Genomic DNA, 19,634 nt, shown 5'->3' with positions numbered 1-19,634 from the left:
ACCAGGACCTCGCCGGGGCAGTCGCCGGCTTCGGTGCAAAGCTGCGCATCGGCGGCCACGACGGTGCCGGCCCCCGTTGCCTGTCAGTGCAGTCCGCTGTAGGCGGCCATGATGATCTCCATGCCGCGGTTGTCCTCCTGCTGGTCCCGGTCGATCATCTGGTTCATGACATAGGCCACCGTCATGCGTGAGTCGGGATCGCTCGCGACCAGCGAGCCACCCCAGCCGCCCCAGCCGAAGGCGTTGCCGAACTTACCGAAACCCACCGTCCAGCACATCGGTGTCCCCAGCACGCGGTCCTCGCCGCGGAACACCTCCTGCCACGCGGGCTCGCAACCCTGGGGGGACAGCAGCCGCACGCCGTCGGCCGAACCCTGGTTCGCCAATACCGACTGAGCCAGGGCGACAGAGCGAGCGTTACCGAAGCCGTTTACCGCCGGGATCTGCGCACGGCGCCAGGCCACGGAGTTAGCGTCCTTGACCCGGATCGCCACACCGGTACTTTCCCGACGCGTGCCATCCGGTCCGAGTGGTGCGCTGGCAGCGTACTCGTCGGTCAGTGACGGCGGGGGGATGAGCGGTGCGAGGCGGTAGTCATGTTCGGTGGAGAGCCCGATATGGAAGTCCGCGCCCAGCGGTTTGGCCACCTCTTCGGCGAAGAGCTCGCCAAGACTGCGGCCGGTGATGCGGCGGACGATCTCACCCACAAGGAAGCCGAAGGTGAGCGCGTGATAGCCGACGGCCGTTCCCGGCTCCCATTCGGGCGCTTGCGCGGCCAGCCCTGCCGTCACGCGCTCCCAGTCGTAGAGCTCCTCGACCGTCCTCGGCCCGGACAGGTCCGGCAGCCCCGCCGTGTGCGACAGCACGTGCCGCACCAGCACGCTCTCCTTACCGGCCGCGGCGAACTCGGGCCAGTAGGCGGCGACCGGCGCAGACAGGTCGAGCTCGCCCCGGTCGGCCAGAATCAGCGCGCACAGGGCGGTCATGTTCTTGCTCGTCGAGTTCACGCCGACGATGGTGTCGCGCTCCCAGCTGACGGAACGGTCCGCATCGGCGTACCCGCCCCAGATATCGACCACCGGCTCGCCGTCAATGTAGACGGCCGCTGAGGCACCCACGTCGTCCTTGCGAAGCAAAGCTGCAAGGGCCGCCCGGACTGCGTCAAACCGCGGCGCGCAAAACCCCTTAACATCAGTCATGGCGTAAGCCTCAGGTAACGCCATGGCTTCCTGCCCGACAATTCCCGCACTGGTTTTGTCGGGTGGGGCGCGATCAAATCTTCTTTGCTCCAGCAGGGCGGCCTGATGGCCGCGCGGTCGGGCGACGGCCCGGTCGGCGCCTCAGACCGCAGAGCCGATGACCGTCAAGGCGCCGCGCGCGGCGAGCGACTCCGGCTTGGGCTCAGGTGTTGGCCGCTGTGGCTCCTGCGGCTGTTTGGCAGGGTGGGCGTTCCTACAGTGGAGACGCGAGAAGGAAGGACGGACAGGCGTGCTGGAGCGGCTGAATCAGGCGCTGGACCACCTGGAGGCCTGCCTCGACCGGGAGGTCGACATGGCCGAGGTAGCCGGGATCGCCGCGGTGTCGGAGTACCACTTCCGGCGGCTGTTCTCCGCGCTCGCCGGGATGTCGCTCCCGGTCTACGTGCGGCGGCGGCGAATGACGCTCGCCGGGGCCGAGGTGCTGGCTGGGGACCTGAAGCTGCTCGATGTCGCGGTGCGGTACGGGTACAGCTCGGGCGAGGCGTTCGCCCGGGCATTCCGATCGGTGCACGGCATCGGGCCGGGCGAGGCCCGGCGTACGGGTGCGGTGCTCACGGCACAGCCGCGCATGTCCTTCCGTGTCGTCGTCGAAGGGAGTACGACCATGCGCTACCGGATCGTGGAGAAGGAGTCGTTTCGGGTCGTCGGCAAGAAGGCCCGGCTCCCGCTCGTACGCGAGGGGGTCAACGCGGCCGCCGTGGCGCATATGGAAAGCCTGGATAAGCGAGCGATCGTACGGATGAAGGAGCTGGTCGGCCAGGAGCCGGACGGGATCCTGTCGGCGGTGGTGTATCTGACCGACAGCCGGGAGGAGGGTGCCGAGGCGGACTACTGGATCGGCGTCGTGACCGGTCCCGAGGTGGCCGCCGAGGAGCTCGACGCCCTCGACGTGTCGGCCGGGACCTGGGCGGTTTTCGACAACCACGGGCCCTATCCGAGCGGCCTCCAGGAGCTGTGGCGAGACGTGTTCACGCAGTGGTTTCCCTCGAACCCGTACACGAGCCGGACAGGTCCAGAGCTCCTGCGGACGCAGCCGGTGGAGATCGGTGCGGAGACCGACTCCCAGCTGTGGATCCCGGTCGAGCGGGGCAGCGGCAGCGCCGGGGCGTGAACACCGGTACCTGGACGTGGCCCTCCATGCGGAAGCCCGCCGACGGCCTACGGACGAAGAACAGATGCAACTCACAGCAGGTCGTACGCGCGGGGTGGGACTTCGGCTCAATGCAGACGGCCCCACCTGCCCCCCCTGGTCAGATCGCTGCCCGCCGCCAGGTGGGTGTGATAGAAGCGAAAGTCGGCAGGCCCGGCGACGAACGACAACCGCCGCATCCCGTGGGCCGGGATGAACGCGGTGCCCTCCTCGGGGGACCCGTCGATCGTCGCCGGCACCCGCTGGCCGTGCCAGTGCAACTGCTCGGGCGTGCCCGTGTCGTTGTGGACGTCGATCGTGACCGGGTGGCCCTTGGTGAACCGCAGCAACGGGCCGGGAAACTGCACCTCGCACAGCTGTGCGGCAGTCTCTTCCTGCTGATCGTCGGCGCGGGCGCCTACTCCCTCGATGCCCACCTGCACCGCCGCGCCATCCTCTCCACCGGCGGGACCGAACCGGGCCCGGACTGACAGCCCGCATCGGCGCAGATGGACGGCACGCCGACGTCATCAGCACTGGAGATTGCTGCGAATCCGGCGGATCTCCGTGATCAGCCATGGGGTGCGTGCGCCTGATCGAGGCCTGCGCGAAGATCGTGGGCGAGGGTGACGGAGTTGCCGATCTGCATCGTCGGCAGGCGGCGCCCCACATCGACAGGCAGCCGTAGACGAGGGAGGACGGCGGCGAACCGTCCCCGTCGAGAAAGGCACTCGGCGCTCGCCCTCGCCAACGCGAGGCAACACGAAGGGCATGGCGAGGACTCGATCAGGAACTGCCCGGCACGATCAGCCGGATGGTCGCCATGAAGGGGTGGGGTGTCGTCGAGTTCCGCACGACGCGTCAGTCGCCGTCGGTGACGTGGCTTCTGCTGCCCCTACTTCCGGTAGCCGAGGATCGTCATCATGCCGGATTCCGAGTGGTACTGGTTGTGGCAGTGGAGCATCCACAGGCCGGGGTTGTCGGCGTCGAAGTCGACCACCAGCTCGCGGTGGGGCAGCAGGGGCGCCGTGTCCTTGCGAGCCCCGACGCCGGCGGTGCCGGCGAGGGCGAAGGTGTGCCCGTGCAGGTGCAGGGGATGCCACATGTTCGTCCTGTTGACCAGGGTCAGCCGGACCCGTTCGCGCCAGTGGACCGGATGGCGTTGTTCGACGGAGTAGGGCTGGTTGTCGAAGGCCCAGTTGAACCTGCGCATGTTCCCGGTCACCAGGATCCGCAGCTCGCGGTCCGGTTCGCGCCGGGACAGGGCCACGGAATCAGCGGGCTGCAGACGGCCGGCCAGGATCACCCGCCCGTCCAGCTCCGGCGGGCGCACGGCGGCGTTCGGCGCTTTCCCGCTGCCGGTGCGCAAAACGGCCAGCGCCGTGGCCTTCTTGCCCTCGGCGAGCGCGACGAGCGGGAACACCCCGTCCCCGGCGGTCACCAGTACGTCATACCGCTCGGCCATCCCGACCAGCAGCGCATCGGTCTTCGTGTGCCTCACCGGGTAGCCGTCAGTGTGGGTCACGGTCATCTGGTGGCCTCCGAGCGCCACCCGGAAGGCGGTGTCGCTGCCGGCGTTGATGATCCGCAGCCGGATACGGTCCCCGCGGCGCGCCCGGAACACCGACGGCGCCTGCGGGATACGCCCGTTGACCAGGTAGTAGGGGTAGGCGACATTGCCGCCGTGACCACCCAGCAGGGGGCTGTCCGCCTCCCTCAGGACACGGGAGGGACCTTGGAACCTCCCCAGGGCTGAAACGTGCAGCCCGTCGGGCGACATGCCGTGGCCGAAGGTGTCGGAGCCTGCCCCCCGGCCCGCTCCCAAGGGCATATCCATGCCACCGCCCAGTTCCCTCAGCACGCTGTCCGGGGTGGAGCCCTCGACCCCGTCGACCCAGTCGTCCAGGACGATGATCCACTCCCTGTCGTAGGCGAGGGGCTCCCTTGGGTCCTCCACGATCAGCGGGGCATACAGGCCCCGGTCCAGCTGCATGCCCGAGTGGGAATGAATCCAGTACGTGCCCGGGTCCGCGACAGTGAACCGGTACCTGAAGTCCGCCCCCGGCTCGATCGCGCGCTGGGTCAGGCCCGGCACGCCGTCCATGTCGCAGCGCAGCCGAATGCCGTGCGAGTGCAGCGTCGTCGCCTCGGGCAGGCGGTTGGCCAGGGTGAGGTCCAGGATCTCGCCCGCGATGACCCGGACCGCCTTGCCGGGCAAGGTATCGCCGTATGCCCAGGACCTGACGGCCGGGCCACCCAGATCCAGGCTCGTCGCGCCGGCGACCAGCCTCACCTGCCGCACCCGGCCCGCCCCGCGTTTCCTCTCGGCAGCGATGACCTCGGGATCGGACGGGTTGACATACCCGGCAGGCCCCCGCGGAGCGAAGGAGACGGCAGTCGGCCCACGGGAGTCCGCACGGGAACCCGAACCTGCCGTGACCCCGAACGGGTCGCCGAGCCCGGCGGGCCAGACACCCGAGCCGAGAGCCGCGATCGAGGCACCGAGCACAGTTCGACGCGCATATTCAGCCATGGCCGAATAACACCCTTTTATGCCGCTATGTGCCGGTAACCGCTACGGCATGCCCGCTCAGGAAATTCGTTCGGCACCCGACCGGACCACTCCACCCGCGGCGGTGATGACCCGGAGGCAGCGCCACAGGCGGGAGTAGCCGTGACGGCGTCACACCCACCGCCCCCAAAGCCACCAGCGTTCAGAGTGCGTCATCGCCGAGGACTTCACGGGCCGGCTCCTTGAGCGCTGCCCGGTCTTCCGCGAGGGCCTGCCAGCCGGCCTCGGTCGCCCGGTACACCCGCCGCGCGCGGCCGTCGGCTACTTGCCGCTCGGAGACCAGCAGTCCATCCGCCTCCAGCCGGTGCAACGTCGGATACGATCTCCCCCTCGGCCGCGTGGTGCAGGATGTGCAGCCGCACCGCGCCCCGCTGGAACTCCCGCACTGCAGCCCGCCTCCGATAGTGACGAACCCGCGATCCTACGCCCACACCGGACTTTCGTCCGATGCGCAGATGTCGTGAGGGGATGTCGGATACCGGTATCTGAGCGCGAGCCTGTCATGGACAGCGAGCACAGGCCCGGCTGCGCGGCCGATTGGCGCCCGTCCGCCCCGAGGCTGGGCGGTCCTGGCCATCGAGCCGTTGCTCCCCTCAACGCGATTCCGAGCCTGACCGGGGCCACTTCGGTGGTGGCTATGGCTGGAGTCCTCGCTGGTGGAGTCCTGGCGATGGGAGGATGCGTGCTGATAGCGGTCGCGGCGCGTCGAACCACCGGCCGGTCAGGAGCACCGCTGCAGTCGGCTATCTGATGCAGCGCGCCAAGGTGGTCGCGGCATGCAGGAGATATTCCAATGGCCCGCGCCGGAAGACCCGTGTCCAAGCCCAAGCCAGCAGCATGGCGGCCGCAGCGAGGCCGAGCAGCGCCGGAAGGGCAGCGGAATCGGGCAGTTCGTCGAGGCTGAGGGCCTTGATGGCGAGGATGTGGCCGACGTAGGCGGTCAGGGAGATCGACCCGACCGCGATGAGCGGCGTGACCACCCACCGCAGGCGCCTGGAGCGGTCCGTGGCGGCCAGGCAGGCGGCTACGACCAAGAGGGCGACGCCGGTGTTGCCCAGGATGGAGAACGTCGTCTGGCTGTGCGGGGCGGCCACCAGCAGCCAGTACCCGGTTGTCGTCTCGGGTTCGCCGACCGTGTCGGACCACCACGCGGAGGCGGACGACCCGCCATCGGCGGCCGCCCCCACCATCGCAAGTGCCCTCGGGACCAGATGCAGGGCCAGCCACGATCCACCGTACCCGGCCACGGCCAGGCCACCACCGGCCAGAGCGAGCCGGGAACGCACACGGGGTCGGTTCAGGTCGAGCCGGGCCACGGCCATGCCGGCGATGATGAACGGCAGCCAGGTCAGCACCGGGTATTCGCCGGTGACGAACAACTCCACCAGGCCGTCCGTGCCGGTGAGCCGGGCCAGCGGATCGCGTGCGATGACAGCATCGGCCCAGCTTCCGTACTCAGCCGAGGCGCGGAGCACATACAAGACCACGGGCATCACAACCGCGGCCGCCGCAGCGATGAACGCCAGCGTGCGGGCCCGCAGCCGGTACAGCGGCAGGGCGAGAACGAACATCAGCCCATAGAACGACAAGATCACATCGACCGAGGTGTCCACAGCGGTCAGGGCGTACCCCAGGGCGATCAAGGCAGCGGCCCGGACCAGCACCCGCCCTACCGCCTGCCGTCCCGCGCGCCCGGTCCGCGGCTCGGGCCGGCCGGTGAGGATGATCAGTGTGAACCCGGCCAGCAGCGCGAACAACGCGGCCGAGCGGCCCCGCGCCAACTCCAGCACTCCGCCCAGCGGCTCGCCCACCGTCGGGTCGGGGCCGACGTGCACCGCATACATGCCCAGCATCGCCAGGCCGCGGGCCAGGTCCAGACCCACCAGCCGGCCCACCGGCACGGGCCGCACGAAGGGGAAGCGCCCCGCCACTGTGCGTGCCGGTGCCGGTGCCGGTACCGACGCTCGCGCCGGCGTTACGTTGACCATGTACTCAAGGCTCCCGGAACCAGCCCGGGACGATCCATCCGACAAGTGTCCGGACCGCGCCCGCCGACTGGCCCGCACCCCCATGACCTGCCCCAACTCGGCGCCAGGTGTCTGGCAGGGCACCCCGGCGCGGTACACGTCGGACAACCGTCCGATGGTGAGGAACAGGCCGTGACGACGCATGGCTCGCTTGACCGTCTTGACTGTGTCGACCTGGCCCTCGAGACTGCCGGAGCTCGATTCGAGGGTGAGGCCCGCGGTCACCGCGTCCAGGTCCTGGCGGAGGAACCCGGCGAACTTGGCGACCGGGGCAACGTCGGATTGTTCAGCCGGGCGGATCCAGGCGGGCGGCAGCCGGCCTCGGCGCTTGCGGGCCAGGTCCGTGAAGGCCCGGGCGAGGTCGCATGCCCGCGCGATGTCCGGGCAAGCGAGGCGAGCTTGGTCGAGTTGCTCGATCTCTCTGGTGCTGAGGCGGTCGTGGTTGCGCATGATCCATGCGGTGATCCGGCGCGGGCTCGGGATTTCCGCTGTTGGGGCCGGGGCCGTGCCGGCTTGCAGGGGGTTCGAAGGCAGGCGGTGAGTGTCGAGTAGCCTCCGCGAAATCCGCGCTCGCGGATCTGCTGGAAGAGGGCCCGGCCGCTGGTGATGCCTGCTGCGTACTGCTGCTGCAGGTACGGCTTGAAGGCGTCCAGCTGCTCGGGGCGAGGTTCTTGGGCGCTGTCGAGGAGGTGTTCGAGACTGGTGCCGCGGTATCGGCGAACCGTCTTTCGGTCGAGGCCGAGGCGGCGGGCGATGTCGCGGGTGGCCGGCCGCGACCATGCGCGTGACTTCGGCGTGGTGGTGAAGAACGCGCTGCACGATGCGAGTGGGCGGCAGCGCGTCGATCAGCGGCATCCTGGCGAAGAGTCGTGTCCTGCCGGCTCGAGGCGCGGCCAACCGTCCCCGCTACGTCCTACTCCTCCGGCTCCCAAGCGCGGAGCAGGTCGAGCAGCCCTGCGTCTCCGTCGACGTGCAAGGAATCGGCGGGGATACGGTCATACAAGTAGAGGACCAACTCACTCGCCGTGCCATGGATGGAAGCGCCGGCTGCGTCCGAGTCCTCGCCAGTCGCGGCAGTGGGCGCGGGGATGCGGGTGGAGCGTGCGCCGTCGCCGTCGACCGTGAGGCGCCAGGAGCGGCCCTCGGCGGTGTGGAAGTCGAAGGCCGTGGGCTTGTGCGGCCAGGCGCTGGGCGTCGCGACGCAGGTGAACAGGAACTCCTCGACACCGTCGAGTGCGACCTCGGCCGACAGCGGCTGCGGGGCGCCCGCGGCGAGTTGGGCGTCGTAGGTGTGCACCGCGCTCTCCTGGACCCGGTGCCGGGCAACTCCGCCAGAGGACCGCGGCGTCTGCAGGGCACTCCACCACGCCCAGCAGCCGGCGTCCGGTCCTGCCTCGCGCAGGGCGCTCAGCAAAAGCTGCGTCGACGCGGCCAGCCAGGCCAGCAGGGCCTCACGCTCCCGCGGCACTTCCAGAGCGGCGCGCGCGGCGGTGGCCTCGGCCGGGGGAGCGCCGGCAGGCCCCGCGCCGACGATGGCGGCCCAGTAACGGTCTCCCCCACCCAGGTGCTTCACCAAATCGAACAGCGTCCACCCGGGGCAGGTCGGCACCTGTGCGTCCAGACTGGGCGCGGCGGCGACCGCGGTGCGGAAGGCGGTCGACCGTTCATCGATCAGTCGCAGCAGGTCAGGGAACTCGAGATTCGTTATCACGCCTGATATCTATCACCGTGCTCCGGTGATCGTAGAGCGATTCACACAGTCGCCGCCGAAACGTCCAGTCTATCCCGGCTCTCCGGGGGCGTTACGCACCTTGCCAAGGCCGTGGGTGGCATGAGGGGGTGTGTCAAGATCAACGGCTGATCTTGGTTGTTGAGGTTGTCAGCGACCGCCCGGGGTGAGTCGGCTTTCGAACTCGATCTGCAAGGCGTTCCATGGTGCCTTCCAGCGTATGGTTCACCACTTGCGGCCCTTGCCGGCCGGGTCCAGCGACATCAGGGCCATGCAGACGCACTTCATCGCGGCGGCCCCGTTCGGGAAGTGCCCGCGGGCGCGGACGGCCTTGGCGATCCGCGCGGTCACGCTCTCGCTCGCGTTCGCGTTCGCGTCCGCGTTCGGTGCGGTGTAGACCGGCTTGAGCGCCTTGGCGATTTTGTCCCAGTCCTGGCCAGCCGCGTAACGGAAACTGTTCCTCAGCAGGTGAAGTGTGGCGAGGTGGCGGGTGCGGTCTTTTCGCGAACCGTTCGTCTCCGGTTGTGAACCCCGCCGCGCGGTGTCAGCGTGATCGTTTTTTCGGTGATCCGTCGGGGCAGCTGCTGTCGGACCGTGCCTGGGCGCCAACGGCGGTGGCTCGTACGGAGTGGGCAGGAGCGTCATCAGCCAGGACCTCGGTGCCCTCACCACGGCCAAGGAGGCTGTGGCGCTGGCCGTGCACCACCTGCCTCCCGGTCCCGCTCCAGTCGCGCGCTCGGCGGATGAACCTGCCCAGCGCCTGATCCGTGCGCCACGGCTGCAGTAGCCCACCACTGCGCGGCGGCTTCGCCGGGAGCTTCCACGCATCAACAGGTAGGGAAGTGATCGGTGGGGCGGGTTCCCGGCGGTTCAGCCGGTGGTGGTGTAGGGGTCGGTGAGGGTCATGGGGGTGGCGGAGATGTCCAGTGCCTGTCGTGGGAATCGGTCGCCGGCGGTGTAGTAGCGGGCTCGGGTGCGGCCGACGGGGGTGAGGACCTGGGCGGTGACCAGGTCGCGAAGGTCGCGCTGGGCCTGTTGCAGGCTGAGGCCTTCGGCGCTTTCGTAGCGGGAGCGGCGAACTCGTCCGGACATGGCGACGTCGTGGAGGGCGATGATGGTGCGCTCGTCGAGGCCGGCGTGCCGGGCGAAGCCGACGAGTGCTTCCCAGACTTTTCCGGCCCGGGTCAGCCGGCCCTGCACGGTCTGGGCCTGCTGGTGATAGGCGGTCAGGTTGAAGCGGATCCAGCCGGCGACGTCCTGGTCGGGCAGGTACTGGGTGCCGCGGCGGGCGAGTTCCCGGTGGTACTCCCAGGTATTGCCCGGCCGCCCGAGCCATGCCTCGATGGACGAGAACTCCGGAGCCAGGACGCCTTCCCGCGCGATCACCAGGGTTTGCAGCGAGCGGGACATCCGGCCGTTGCCGTCGGCCCATGGGTGGATGGACACCAGATGCAGGTGCGCCATGGCGGCCCGGACCAGGGAGTGGGTGGCGTCGTCGGTGTTGAGCCAGTCGACCAGTTCCTGCAGCGGCCGCCAGCGAACTCGGCGGTCCACCGAAGGGGATGGGGGGCACCGCCCGGGAGGCGGCGAAAGCCGGGGCCGCGCACGCGCTGAAAGTGACCGCCACCATCGACGCGTTCTCCCAGTCACCTCCGCAGCCCACCCACCCCGTCTCCCGCCGCAGCCCTCGCCTCGCTGAGGAATCCAGGCCCGTAGCCGGCACCGGACCAGCCTCTGCCGGCGGCGCCGCCGAACGCGCCGGGCCTGCCTCCGGCACCGGGCCCGCCCCGACGGTCCGGCCGGGGCCACGACGGCTGCCTGCCCGGCCTCGCGGCCCGGGCACGCTGCGCGGCTGGACGGCGGAAGTGATCCTCCCGGTCACCGGAACCTTCACCGCGCCCGGCAGGGGCAGCCTGCGGGCCGACTTGGTACTGAGCGCGCCGCAGGGCCCGGTGCCGGTACGGTTCGTGGAGGTCGACAACCACACCGAACCGGCCGCCGTGCTGGCCGACGAGATCGCCCACTATCACCGCTTCTTCCAGCGCACCAGGAACGGCCACCGCGTAGATGACCAGGTCCCGCTGTGGTCGACACGGTGGGACGACTCCGGCCGCGGCGGCTGCGAGCGGCGTGCCAATGGACTGTTCGGCTGGCTGCGCGGCTGAACCCGCCGGGACAAGCCATGCGCTTCGCAGACACGCCGGACAGCACACATCAGGCCGAGGACGGCGCCGGCGGTCGCGGTGCAGAGGGTTTCGAGCTGGTGCTCTCCCGGATGATAAGCCGGTGTCCGGCCGTCACTTCGCGCACATCCGGGCGCCGTATTCCGCGTCGGCCGTGGATCTGCTGCTCCAGCATCTGCACGGAGACTCGGGCGATCTGTGCCTTGTCGGGTGCAACGGTGGTGAGCGTCGGGGTGCTGTACCGGCCATCCTCGATGTCGTCGAAGCCGGCGATGGCCACATCCTGGGGGATGCGCAGGCCGTGCGTGTGTGCGGTTCGCTGGGCGCCCAGGGCCAGAAGGTCGTTGAAGCAGAAGACCGCCTGCGGCGGTGTGTCCATGGCGAGCAGTTGCGCCATGATCTCAGCACCGTCGGAGCGGTGGTAGGAATCGGTCGGCGGAGCGAGGGTGTCGTCGTAGGGCAGGCCGGCTGCCATCAGCGCTTCCTTGTATCCGGCGAGCCGCAGGTGAGCGGTGTTCGCGCTGGGGTTGGTCTGGCGTCCGATCGCGGCGATGCGGGTGTGCCCCAAGGAGATCAGGTGCTCGGTCACCTCTCGAGCGGCTCGCTGGTTGTCGATGGCGACGTGGTGGGTGGGGCCGTCGATGACGCGTTCGCCGAGGAGTACAAGTGCGGTGGTGTCGGTACGTTCGGCCAGTTCGTCGGCTCCCACAGTGATGGGGCTGAAGATGAGACCGTCGATGCGCTGTTCGCGGATGCCTTGGAGAGCTTGGCGTTCGCGTTCCGGTTGCCCGTCGGTCTGTTCGATGATGGTGGTCCATCCCCGCTCGGTCGCCGCGTCGATGACGAAACGCGTCAGTTCCGCGAAGTACGGTGCGTCCAGTTCCGGCAGGGCGAGAGCGATGACGCCGGTGCGGCCCTGTCGCAGGTTCCGGGCGGAGAGGTTGGGGCGGTAGTCCAGTTCAGCCAGCGCTTGCTCGACCTTCTCCCGCGTCGGCGGCGCGACGTACGTGGAGCCGCTCACCACGTTCGACACGGTTTTGACCGAGACTCCGGCCAGGGCCGCGACGTCCTTGAGACTGGCTCCCACCAGATCACCTCCACTGCGCCGTGAAGGCGCTCTCGCTGGGGCGGCGAGGCCCACACTTCCACATGGGCGCCTCGGAGCAAGAACCACCCACCCTGGCTTGTGGTTCGCCACGATGCGGAAACGTATCCACCGAACACTTTACGACGCTGTTTCAACGATGTAATCCTACTGCCAACAGCGGTCGCCCCTGTGTCGCTGTTGCCGTCGCCCCCGTCGCTCGGCCCGCGCCGTCAAGGCGCGGCCGGCGCCGGTGGCTTCGGCTGTCGTCAGATCCCAGGAGCTTCCCGCATGGTCACTGCCCGTCTCACCCTCGACCCGGCCTTCAAGGTCGGCGGCATCGATCGCCGGCTGTTCGGCTCCTTCGTGGAACACATGGGCAGATGCGTCTACACCGGCATCTTCGAGCCCGGACACCCTGCCGCAGACGAGCAGGGATTCCGCAGCGACGTCCTCGAGCTGGTACGTGAGCTCGGCGTAACCGCCGTGCGCTATCCGGGCGGCAACTTCGTCTCCAACTACCGCTGGGAGGACGGGGTGGGACCCGTGTCCGAACGGCCCCGGCGGCTGGACCTCGCCTGGCGCAGCCTGGAGAGCAATGCCTTCGGCCTCAACGAGTTCATGGCGTGGGCCGCGAAGGCCGGGGTGGAACCGATGATGGCACTCAACCTGGGCACTCGCGGGGTGGCAGAGGCGCTGGACCTGCTGGAGTACAGCAACTACCCGGCGGGCACCGCGCTGTCCGACCTGCGCCGCTCCCACGGTGTGGCCGAGCCGCACGACGTACGCATGTGGTGCCTGGGCAATGAACTCGACGGGCCATGGCAGATGGGCCACAAGACGGCCCACGAGTACGGGCGGGTGGCGGCGGAGACCGCCCGCGCGATGAAGCGCTTCGATCCCGCACTCCAGCTCGTCGCCTGCGGCAGCTCCAACGCCTACATCGACACGTTCGCCTCCTGGGAGGCAACGGTGCTCGAGCACACCTACGAGTTCGTCGACTACATCTCTCTGCACGCCTACTACCAGCCCGAGGACGGCGACCTCGACTCGTTCCTGGCCAGCGGCGAGGAGATGGACCGCATGATCTCCTCGATCACGGCTACCGCCGACCACGTCGGGGCAAAGGTCCGCAGCGACAAGAAGATCAAGCTCTCCTTCGACGAGTGGAACGTCTGGTATCAGAGCCGTTTCGCCGGGGAGTCCTCCCTTCCGTGGCGAGAGGCGCCCGAACTGATCGAGGACGTCTACGACGTGACCGACGCGGTCGTGGTGGGAAGTCTGCTGATCACTCTGCTCAGGCACGCCGATCGCGTGGGAGCCGCCTGCCAGGCGCAGCTCGCGAACGTCATTGCCCCGATCATGACGCGCGCCCAGGGGCCGGCCTGGCGGCAGACGATCTTCCACCCCTTCGCCCGCACCGCGCGGCACGCCCGGGGCACGGTGCTGCGCGTGGAGCCCCAGTCCCCGATCGTGGACACGGCGAAGTACGGGGCCGTGCCCGCCCTGTGGGCCACCGCCACCCACGACGAGGAGAGCGGCGAGGTCGTGCTCTTCGCCGTGAACCGCAGCCGGCACGAGGACCTGACCCTCGCCGTCGATCTGCGGGCCTTCCCGCGGCACCGCGTCGCTGAGCACGTGCTCCTGCACGACGCCGATCCTTCGGCGAAGAACACCGAGGCCGCTCCCGACCGTGTGCGGCCGCGCGACGTGCACGGCACCAAGATCGACGACGGCAGGCTCAGCGCCGACTTGCCCCCCGTGAGCTGGACCATGATCCGCCTGACCGCCATCTGAGCGAAACCGACACTGCCGTCCACGGGTCCAACGGCGGGCCCGAATCCAAGGAGCAGACAATGCGCAGTACAACCTCGTCCACTTCTGCGTTCGCACGCAGAGGTTTCCTCGGCACGGCCGCCGGGGTGGCGGCCACCGGCCTCCTTACGGCGTGCGGCGGCGGAACGAAGGTCGGCGCCGGCCAGAACAAGGCCGGCAACGCCCCGACGTTCAGCGGCGGCGAATACAAGGGGCCCAAGGTCACGCTGGAGTACTGGAACGGCTTCACCGGCGGGGACGGCCCGCACATGCAGGCCATGCTGGCCGCGTTCAACAAGAAGTACGAGGGCCGCATCACCGTCAAGAACACCACCCGGCGCTGGGAGGACCTGTACCCCGCCCTGCCCACGGCCATCAGCGCAGGCAAGGGCCCGGACGTAGCCGTCATCCACAACGACCAGATCGCGACCTTCGCGGTACGCGGCACCCTCATGCCGCTCGACGACGTGGTGTCGGCCCTGGAACTGACCGAGTCGGACTTCATACCGGCGGTCTGGCAGGCCGGTGTCTTCGACGGCAAGCGCTACAGCGTCCCGCTCGACGTGCACTGCCTTGCCGACTACTGGAACAGTTCGCACCTGACCCGCGCGGGACTCGAGAAGGCCCCCGGTGACCGGGCCGGCTACGAGGGGGCGCTGAAGGAACTGAAGTCCGCAGGGGTCGACCATCCGTTCTGGATGCCGAACAAGTGGCCGGCCCACCTGATGTTCATGAGCCTGCTCTGGCAGTTCGGAGGCGAGCTGTACAACCAGGACGGCACTTCCGCTTTGTGGGGCTCGGAAGCGGGCGAGGAGGCGCTGGGCTGGATGGTGGAACAGATCCGAAAGGGCTACAGCCCGGCCCAGGTCGCGCAGGACTCCCAGTACAACGCCTTCAAGAACAACAAGGTCAGCTTCACGTGGGACGGTATCTGGCAGATCAATGACCTCAAGTCCACCGCTTCGAAGATCAAGTGGGACATGTCGGCGATCCCCACGATCGGTTCGACTCCCGCGGTGTGGACGGCCAGCCACAACTTCGTGCTGACGTCCCAGGCCGGCCGGGACGACAACAAGGTTCAGGCCGCCAAGTTCTTCATCGACTATATGAGCGAGCGCTCCACGGAGTGGGCGCAGGCCGGCATGATCCCCGCGCGCAACAGCGTGCGCGCCCAGGCGGAGGTGGCCCGGCTCCCCCAGACACCGCTTGCCGGCAATGTCGACGTCTTCCGCTTCCTCCCGGCGCTTCCCGGCCTCGGTGACGTGCAGAGCAAGGCCCTCGAACTGGCCGTCCAGAAGGCCGTCCTGGGGCATCAGTCGCCTGCCGACGCGCTCGCCGACGGAGTGAAGACGGCCAACAAGATCCTGGCCGAGAACAAGCAGAAGTACGCGAAGTGAGGCGATCCGGGTGCGACGGCTGAAATCCCTGCCGTCCAGCACGAGTGAACCGCGAGTCCCGGACCGCGCCGCGGTCCGGGCCGTCTCACGGTCCTACCAGTGGTGGACGCCCTATGTGTTCATGGCACCGTACCTGGTGCTCTTCCTCACCTTCGTGGTGGCCCCCATCGGCTTCGGACTGTGGATCAGCCTTCACGCCTGGGACATCAACCTGCCGGCCAAGCCCTTCGTGGGGCTGGACAACTACCGGGAGCTGTTCGACCCCGAGGGCGTCGACGCCCCCCGGTTCTGGCAGGCCATGCGCGCCACCGGTATCTTCACACTGCTGTCGACTCCCTTGCTGCTCATCGTGCCGCTCTTCACCGCCATGCTCATGAACGGCAGGTTCCGCGGACGCAACCTCTACCGGGCCGTCTACTTCGCGCCGTACGTGCTCGGCGTGGCCGTCGTCGGACTGCTGTGGCGGTTCCTGCTGGACGGCAACATCGGCCTGGTCAACCACTACCTGGGCGTGCTCGGGCTGCCGGACGACATCCAGTGGACTACCGACACGCCGGCCGCCTGGTGGGGGCTGGTGCTCGTGACCGTGTGGTGGACCCTCGGACTCAACTCCGTCATCTACCTCGCCGGTCTGCAGGACATCCCCGCGGAGTTGTACGAGTCCGCGAGGGTCGACGGGGCCAACGCCTGGCAACGCTTCCGGCACGTCACGCTGCCCGGCCTGCGACCGGTGGCCCTGTTCGTCGTGAACTCCACCTTGCTGGCCTCGGCCAACATGTTCGGCCAGTCATACATCATCACCGGCGGCGCACCGGCGGACGAGACCAAGACAGCCATCTTCCTCATCGCGGAGACCGGACTGCGCCGCTTCGAGATGGGGTCGGCCTCCGCCATGAGCTTCATCCTGGCCCTGGCTCTGATGGCCGCCAGCGCCGTCGTCTTCCGCGTCTTCCGGGAACGCCAGGAGGACCGATGACCACCAGTCAGACAGCAACGCGGCGGGCGGCGGACATCGAGTACCGCGCAGAGCGGCCCTCCGCGACAATGTCTCCCACGGCCCGGCGCATGCGCCGCTCCCTGCTCCACCTCGTCCTGGCGATCGTGGCGGCCCTGTACCTGAGTCCACTCCTGTACATGCTGGTCACCTCGTTCAAGACCGGCGAAGCCGCCGGGTCCACGGATCCCCAGTGGATCCCCTCCCCCTTCACCGTCCAGGCGTACAAGGAAGTCCTGGGCGCCACCGACAGCCCCGTCCTTCGATGGCTTTTCAACAGCGTCCTCGCCGCCACAGCACACGCCGCCCTGGTCCTGGTCACGGCGACCCCCGCCGCCTACGCACTCGCCCGGCTGCGGTTCAAAGGCCGAGGGGTGATCTTCACCTCGATCGTCGCCACCCTCTTCGTTCCGCCCATGGTCCTGCTCATCCCGAACTTCCTCATCGTCAACGAGCTCGCCTGGGTGGACAGCCTCCCCGCAGTTATCGTGCCAGGCGCAGCAAGCGCGTTCGGCGTGTTCTTCCTCCGCCAGTTCTTCCTCACCGTGCCTTTGGAGCTGGAAGAGGCGGCCGAACTCGACGGCTGCAACCGCTGGCAGATCTTCGTCAAGGTGGTTCTTCCCCTGTCCAAGCCGGCCCTCACCACCCTGGGCATGCTCGCCTTCCTCGCCAACTGGAACGACTTCCTCTGGCCCTTGTACGTGCTGCTCAGCCCCGAGTCGCTCACACTGCCCGCCGGGCTCGCCAACTTCCAGAGCGCGAACAGCATCCATTACGACGTGCTGATGGCGGGAGGGGTGATAGCGAGCGTCCCCGTCCTGCTGCTCTACATCGTTGCGCAACGCTGGGTCATCGAGGGCGTCTCCCGCTCCGGCCTCAAGGGATAGCTACGGCCCCGGTCCCTGCGCGCTGGGCCCTGAACCGTATGGTGCAGGGCGTCAGGCTTCTGCATCGCGTGCCTTGTGTGTCGGAGGGTCGGAGTTCGTGACCGTCACCGCTCGTCTTGTCGCCACCGTCGCCGCTCCCTTCGGCCCCGTGTCGGCGGACGCTCCGCAAATCTTGCACTGGCCGGGACGAAGGCTGTTGGTGCAGCGCGGGGACTTCGAGCTTGCCGTCCGCGACCTGGACCTGCAGGGGTCGGAGGTGCGCTTCCCCGCGCCCTGGCCTCGTCGGTTCGGCTCGGTGGCGGTCTCTCCCACGGGCGACGTCGCCGTGTTCGCCGGAGTGCACACGGTGCGGGCCGTCGACGCGACGGGCGCCACGCTGTGGGAGATCCGGCATGGTTGCTGGTCCGCAGCCGTGTGCACTCGGGCCCATGCATCGTTCCCGGAGTACGCCGACGACCACCACCACCGCCATGCGGACGGCGGTTCGGCGGCCTTCTCCAGCGACGGCACACTGCTCTGGGCCCACGTCCGCTCCCTCGAGGGCCACGACGGCACGGAGGAGTGGCTGGTCCTCGACCCTGTCGAGGGCAGAGTGCTGGCCCGGTCGGAGACGATGACCGTGGCATCGGGCTCTGTCCACTTCTCCCATACGAATCCGGCGTACATGGGGCTCACCGTCCTTGGGGGTGAGGAGGACTCGTGCGTGCTGTGGGGCCACTGGAACGGGGCGGAGCTCGCCTTCCAGCGGTTCGACGAGGAGGTCCTCCTCGCCGTGAGCCCGTCCGGCGACCACTTCCTGACCACGGATGCGGGACAGTGGTCCCTCTACCTGCACCGGGCGCAGGACGGCGGCGAATTGTGGCGTCTTGACGCCGACGGAGCCGTGCCACTTCCCTCGGGCGAGGGCGACGACCGCGTGTGCTGGGACTACGAGGCGGCGTTCCCGTACGACGACACCGCCGTGGTCGGCACCGAGTACCACACCGACGTGCCGCGCCACTGGCTTGTCGACCCCCGCACGAAGGCCTTGCGCGGCCCGGTCGCCTACCCGTTCCCCGTCTCCGGATCGCCCGGATCGCCCGGATCGGCCGGGCAGGGCGTCTGGTACACGGTCGCCAAGGACCGCACGTCCCTGCATCTGTGGTGCCTGCAGGGCGCGGCCTGAGGCGGAATCGGTTCCGCCGGTCAGAAGTTGCCTGGCCGGCACGGCCGTTGGTGACCCGGTCGCACTCGGCGGGGCCGCCGACCGGCACGTAGTCGGTATCCGCCGCACGCACGTAGGCCCGGCCCATGGTGACCGACTCAACCAGCGCGTGAGGCCGGTCCAGCCATGACCATCCCGTGCGGGACTTGACGGAGCCGTCCGAGGGCGCGATGCCTCGTTCCGGTAAGGGTGCGTCACCGGGATGCGACCGCTGCGCAAGACCGCTTCGTCCCGGCTCGTGTACCTCTGCCCTGACGGGCGACTGAAATCGCGGCGAAATACCGGGAAGCGGCGGGTTTCTTGTGCCGCTCCCGGGCCTTGTCGCTCACCGTTCGGGAAAGCGGACCGCCGGAGCGGAGAAAGTGCGGAATGTCGTTGACGGCGCCTTGGTGTACTCAGCCAGATGCGCACTGGGCAGTTCGCGAGCCTCCTCGTCTCCTGGCGTGTGCCGCCGTTCCCGGAGTATCGGCGAGTGGTCGCCACGCGAAGAAGTTTCGGCTGCCCGGGCACGGACACGCCACAGGGATTCCACAGGTCAACGTCGGGACGACCCCCGGTGGCGGGGCGCCCGGCGGCTGCCATGGTGCGAGGACCCGGGTCGAGGCCATTGACGTCCCATCCAGGAATGCTCCACACTTCCCCACGTGGACGCGGGTAGAACTGTCCCCGTGTCCCGAAGGCGCACACCATGGTCCGAAGGTGCACACCCTACGGGGGCGGCATGCGAACGGTTGGCGAAACGCGTCTCCTCGACATAAGACCCCGGCTGCGGAACGATGTTGTCTTCCTCCGCGTCGACACCGGGATCTACTTACGCAGTTCCGATACTTCATGCGTCCTCAAGGGCGCAGGCGCATATGAATGGATGTCGGCCCTCGGCCCCCGGATGAACGGCGCGTCCAGTGTCGCCGAGTTATGTGAGGGCCTGGACGAAAGTCGGCGCAGAACTGCTGTCGCATTGATGAAGGCCCTTCTCGACAAGGGATTCGCCCGCGACGTCCCGCAACCCGACGACAAGGTCCTGGATTCCGGGGCAGCGGAAATGTTCGCGCCGCAGGTCAATTTCATCGAGCACTTCATGCACGCGGACCAGCGGACACCGCAGGAGCTGTTCGCCCGGTTCCGCTCCTCACGCGTCCTGGTCAGCGGCCCGCCCGGGGACGTCCTTGCGGCGGCCGTCCGCGGCCTGCTGCGCAACGGCCTGGCCGAGGTCTTCGTGGACGACGCCTCCTGGGGGCGCGAGTTCGACGGCGAGATCGCCCGTCTCGCCGATGCCGGCACCCCGGCCAAGGTCGTCGTCCTGCCCCTGCCACCCGCGGACCTGGCCGCGTTCGACGTGGTCGTGGGGGGGGGG

At 68.8% G+C, this 19,634-nt stretch carries 16 protein-coding genes and 3 pseudogenes; 9 read left to right on the top strand and 10 right to left on the bottom strand.

The genetic code is table 11. From position 1 onward, the window contains the following. Window positions 1–83 precede the first annotated feature (83 nt). Window positions 84–1,199: a serine hydrolase domain-containing protein gene (locus tag AC3EUJ_RS22710; RefSeq protein ID WP_431964152.1), complete on the bottom strand. Its 1,116-nt coding sequence runs from the start codon at window positions 1,197–1,199 to the stop codon at window positions 84–86. Window positions 1,200–1,488: 289 nt separating this feature from the next. Here AC3EUJ_RS22710 and AC3EUJ_RS22705 point away from each other — a divergent pair, with 289 nt between their 5' ends. Then, entirely contained in the window at window positions 1,489–2,370 is an 882-nt protein-coding gene (locus AC3EUJ_RS22705; protein ID WP_431964150.1) for an AraC family transcriptional regulator, read from the top strand. 107 nt (window positions 2,371–2,477) lie between these two features. Here the strand turns inward: AC3EUJ_RS22705 and AC3EUJ_RS22700 are convergent, their stop codons facing one another. The 7 genes and pseudogenes from AC3EUJ_RS22700 to AC3EUJ_RS22670 all read right to left on the bottom strand — a co-directional run. After that, window positions 2,478–2,831, bottom strand: a complete 354-nt coding sequence (locus AC3EUJ_RS22700; RefSeq protein ID WP_431964148.1) for a multicopper oxidase domain-containing protein — start codon at window positions 2,829–2,831, stop codon at window positions 2,478–2,480. Between the two features lie 452 nt (window positions 2,832–3,283). Then, window positions 3,284–4,921, bottom strand: a complete 1,638-nt coding sequence (locus AC3EUJ_RS22695; protein WP_431964146.1) for a multicopper oxidase family protein — start codon at window positions 4,919–4,921, stop codon at window positions 3,284–3,286. Window positions 4,922–5,102: 181 nt separating this feature from the next. After that, window positions 5,103–5,270, bottom strand: coding sequence for a PadR family transcriptional regulator (locus AC3EUJ_RS22690; protein ID WP_431964144.1), 168 nt, complete (start codon window positions 5,268–5,270; stop codon window positions 5,103–5,105). A 433-nt stretch (window positions 5,271–5,703) separates the two neighbouring features. Next, entirely contained in the window at window positions 5,704–6,948 is a 1,245-nt protein-coding gene (locus AC3EUJ_RS22685; protein ID WP_431964290.1) for a DUF418 domain-containing protein, read from the bottom strand. A 195-nt stretch (window positions 6,949–7,143) separates the two neighbouring features. Further along, window positions 7,144–7,437, bottom strand: a pseudogene (locus tag AC3EUJ_RS22680) (hypothetical protein); the annotation flags it as partial. 463 nt (window positions 7,438–7,900) lie between these two features. Next, entirely contained in the window at window positions 7,901–8,698 is a 798-nt protein-coding gene (locus tag AC3EUJ_RS22675) for a maleylpyruvate isomerase family mycothiol-dependent enzyme (protein WP_431964142.1), read from the bottom strand. A gap of 168 nt (window positions 8,699–8,866) precedes the next feature. Next, a pseudogene (locus tag AC3EUJ_RS22670) lies at window positions 8,867–9,190 on the bottom strand (transposase); the annotation flags it as partial. Between the two features lie 154 nt (window positions 9,191–9,344). On the opposite strand from AC3EUJ_RS22670, the gene AC3EUJ_RS22665 reads away from it, so the two are divergent. After that, entirely contained in the window at window positions 9,345–9,503 is a 159-nt protein-coding gene (locus AC3EUJ_RS22665) for a hypothetical protein (protein ID WP_431964140.1), read from the top strand. An 83-nt stretch (window positions 9,504–9,586) separates the two neighbouring features. On the opposite strand, the gene AC3EUJ_RS22660 is transcribed toward AC3EUJ_RS22665, so the two are convergent. Further along, complete coding sequence (locus AC3EUJ_RS22660; RefSeq protein ID WP_431964138.1) at window positions 9,587–10,270, bottom strand: Fic family protein; 684 nt, start codon at window positions 10,268–10,270, stop codon at window positions 9,587–9,589. A 311-nt stretch (window positions 10,271–10,581) separates the two neighbouring features. Here AC3EUJ_RS22660 and AC3EUJ_RS22655 point away from each other — a divergent pair, with 311 nt between their 5' ends. Then, complete coding sequence (locus tag AC3EUJ_RS22655; protein ID WP_431964136.1) at window positions 10,582–10,881, top strand: replication-relaxation family protein; 300 nt, start codon at window positions 10,582–10,584, stop codon at window positions 10,879–10,881. A 49-nt stretch (window positions 10,882–10,930) separates the two neighbouring features. Here AC3EUJ_RS22655 and AC3EUJ_RS22650 read toward each other — a convergent pair whose 3' ends face one another. After that, on the bottom strand, window positions 10,931–11,986 hold the full coding sequence (locus AC3EUJ_RS22650; protein ID WP_431964134.1) for a LacI family DNA-binding transcriptional regulator: 1,056 nt from the start codon (window positions 11,984–11,986) through the stop codon (window positions 10,931–10,933). A gap of 288 nt (window positions 11,987–12,274) precedes the next feature. On the opposite strand from AC3EUJ_RS22650, the gene arfA reads away from it, so the two are divergent. The 6 genes and pseudogenes from arfA to AC3EUJ_RS22620 all read left to right on the top strand — a co-directional run. Next, entirely contained in the window at window positions 12,275–13,780 is a 1,506-nt protein-coding gene (arfA, locus tag AC3EUJ_RS22645; protein ID WP_431964132.1) for an arabinosylfuranosidase ArfA, read from the top strand. Between the two features lie 59 nt (window positions 13,781–13,839). Continuing rightward, window positions 13,840–15,195, top strand: a complete 1,356-nt coding sequence (locus AC3EUJ_RS22640; protein WP_431964130.1) for an ABC transporter substrate-binding protein — start codon at window positions 13,840–13,842, stop codon at window positions 15,193–15,195. 121 nt (window positions 15,196–15,316) lie between these two features. Next, window positions 15,317–16,171, top strand: coding sequence for a carbohydrate ABC transporter permease (locus AC3EUJ_RS22635; RefSeq protein ID WP_431964128.1), 855 nt, complete (start codon window positions 15,317–15,319; stop codon window positions 16,169–16,171). Next, window positions 16,168–17,076 (top strand): carbohydrate ABC transporter permease, encoded by a 909-nt coding sequence (locus AC3EUJ_RS22630; protein WP_431964126.1) that lies wholly within the window; start codon window positions 16,168–16,170, stop codon window positions 17,074–17,076. Before AC3EUJ_RS22635 ends, AC3EUJ_RS22630 begins: the two co-directional genes overlap by 4 nt. 199 nt (window positions 17,077–17,275) lie before the next feature. Beyond that, window positions 17,276–18,241, top strand: a complete 966-nt coding sequence (locus tag AC3EUJ_RS22625; RefSeq protein ID WP_431964124.1) for a hypothetical protein — start codon at window positions 17,276–17,278, stop codon at window positions 18,239–18,241. Window positions 18,242–19,241: 1,000 nt separating this feature from the next. Next, a pseudogene (locus tag AC3EUJ_RS22620) lies at window positions 19,242–19,634 on the top strand (TOMM precursor leader peptide-binding protein); the annotation flags it as partial.

The organism is Actinacidiphila sp. bgisy160 (genome assembly GCF_057707815.1).
Note: the sequence above shows the minus strand (reverse complement) of the source record. Positions and strands in the feature narration are given on the sequence as shown.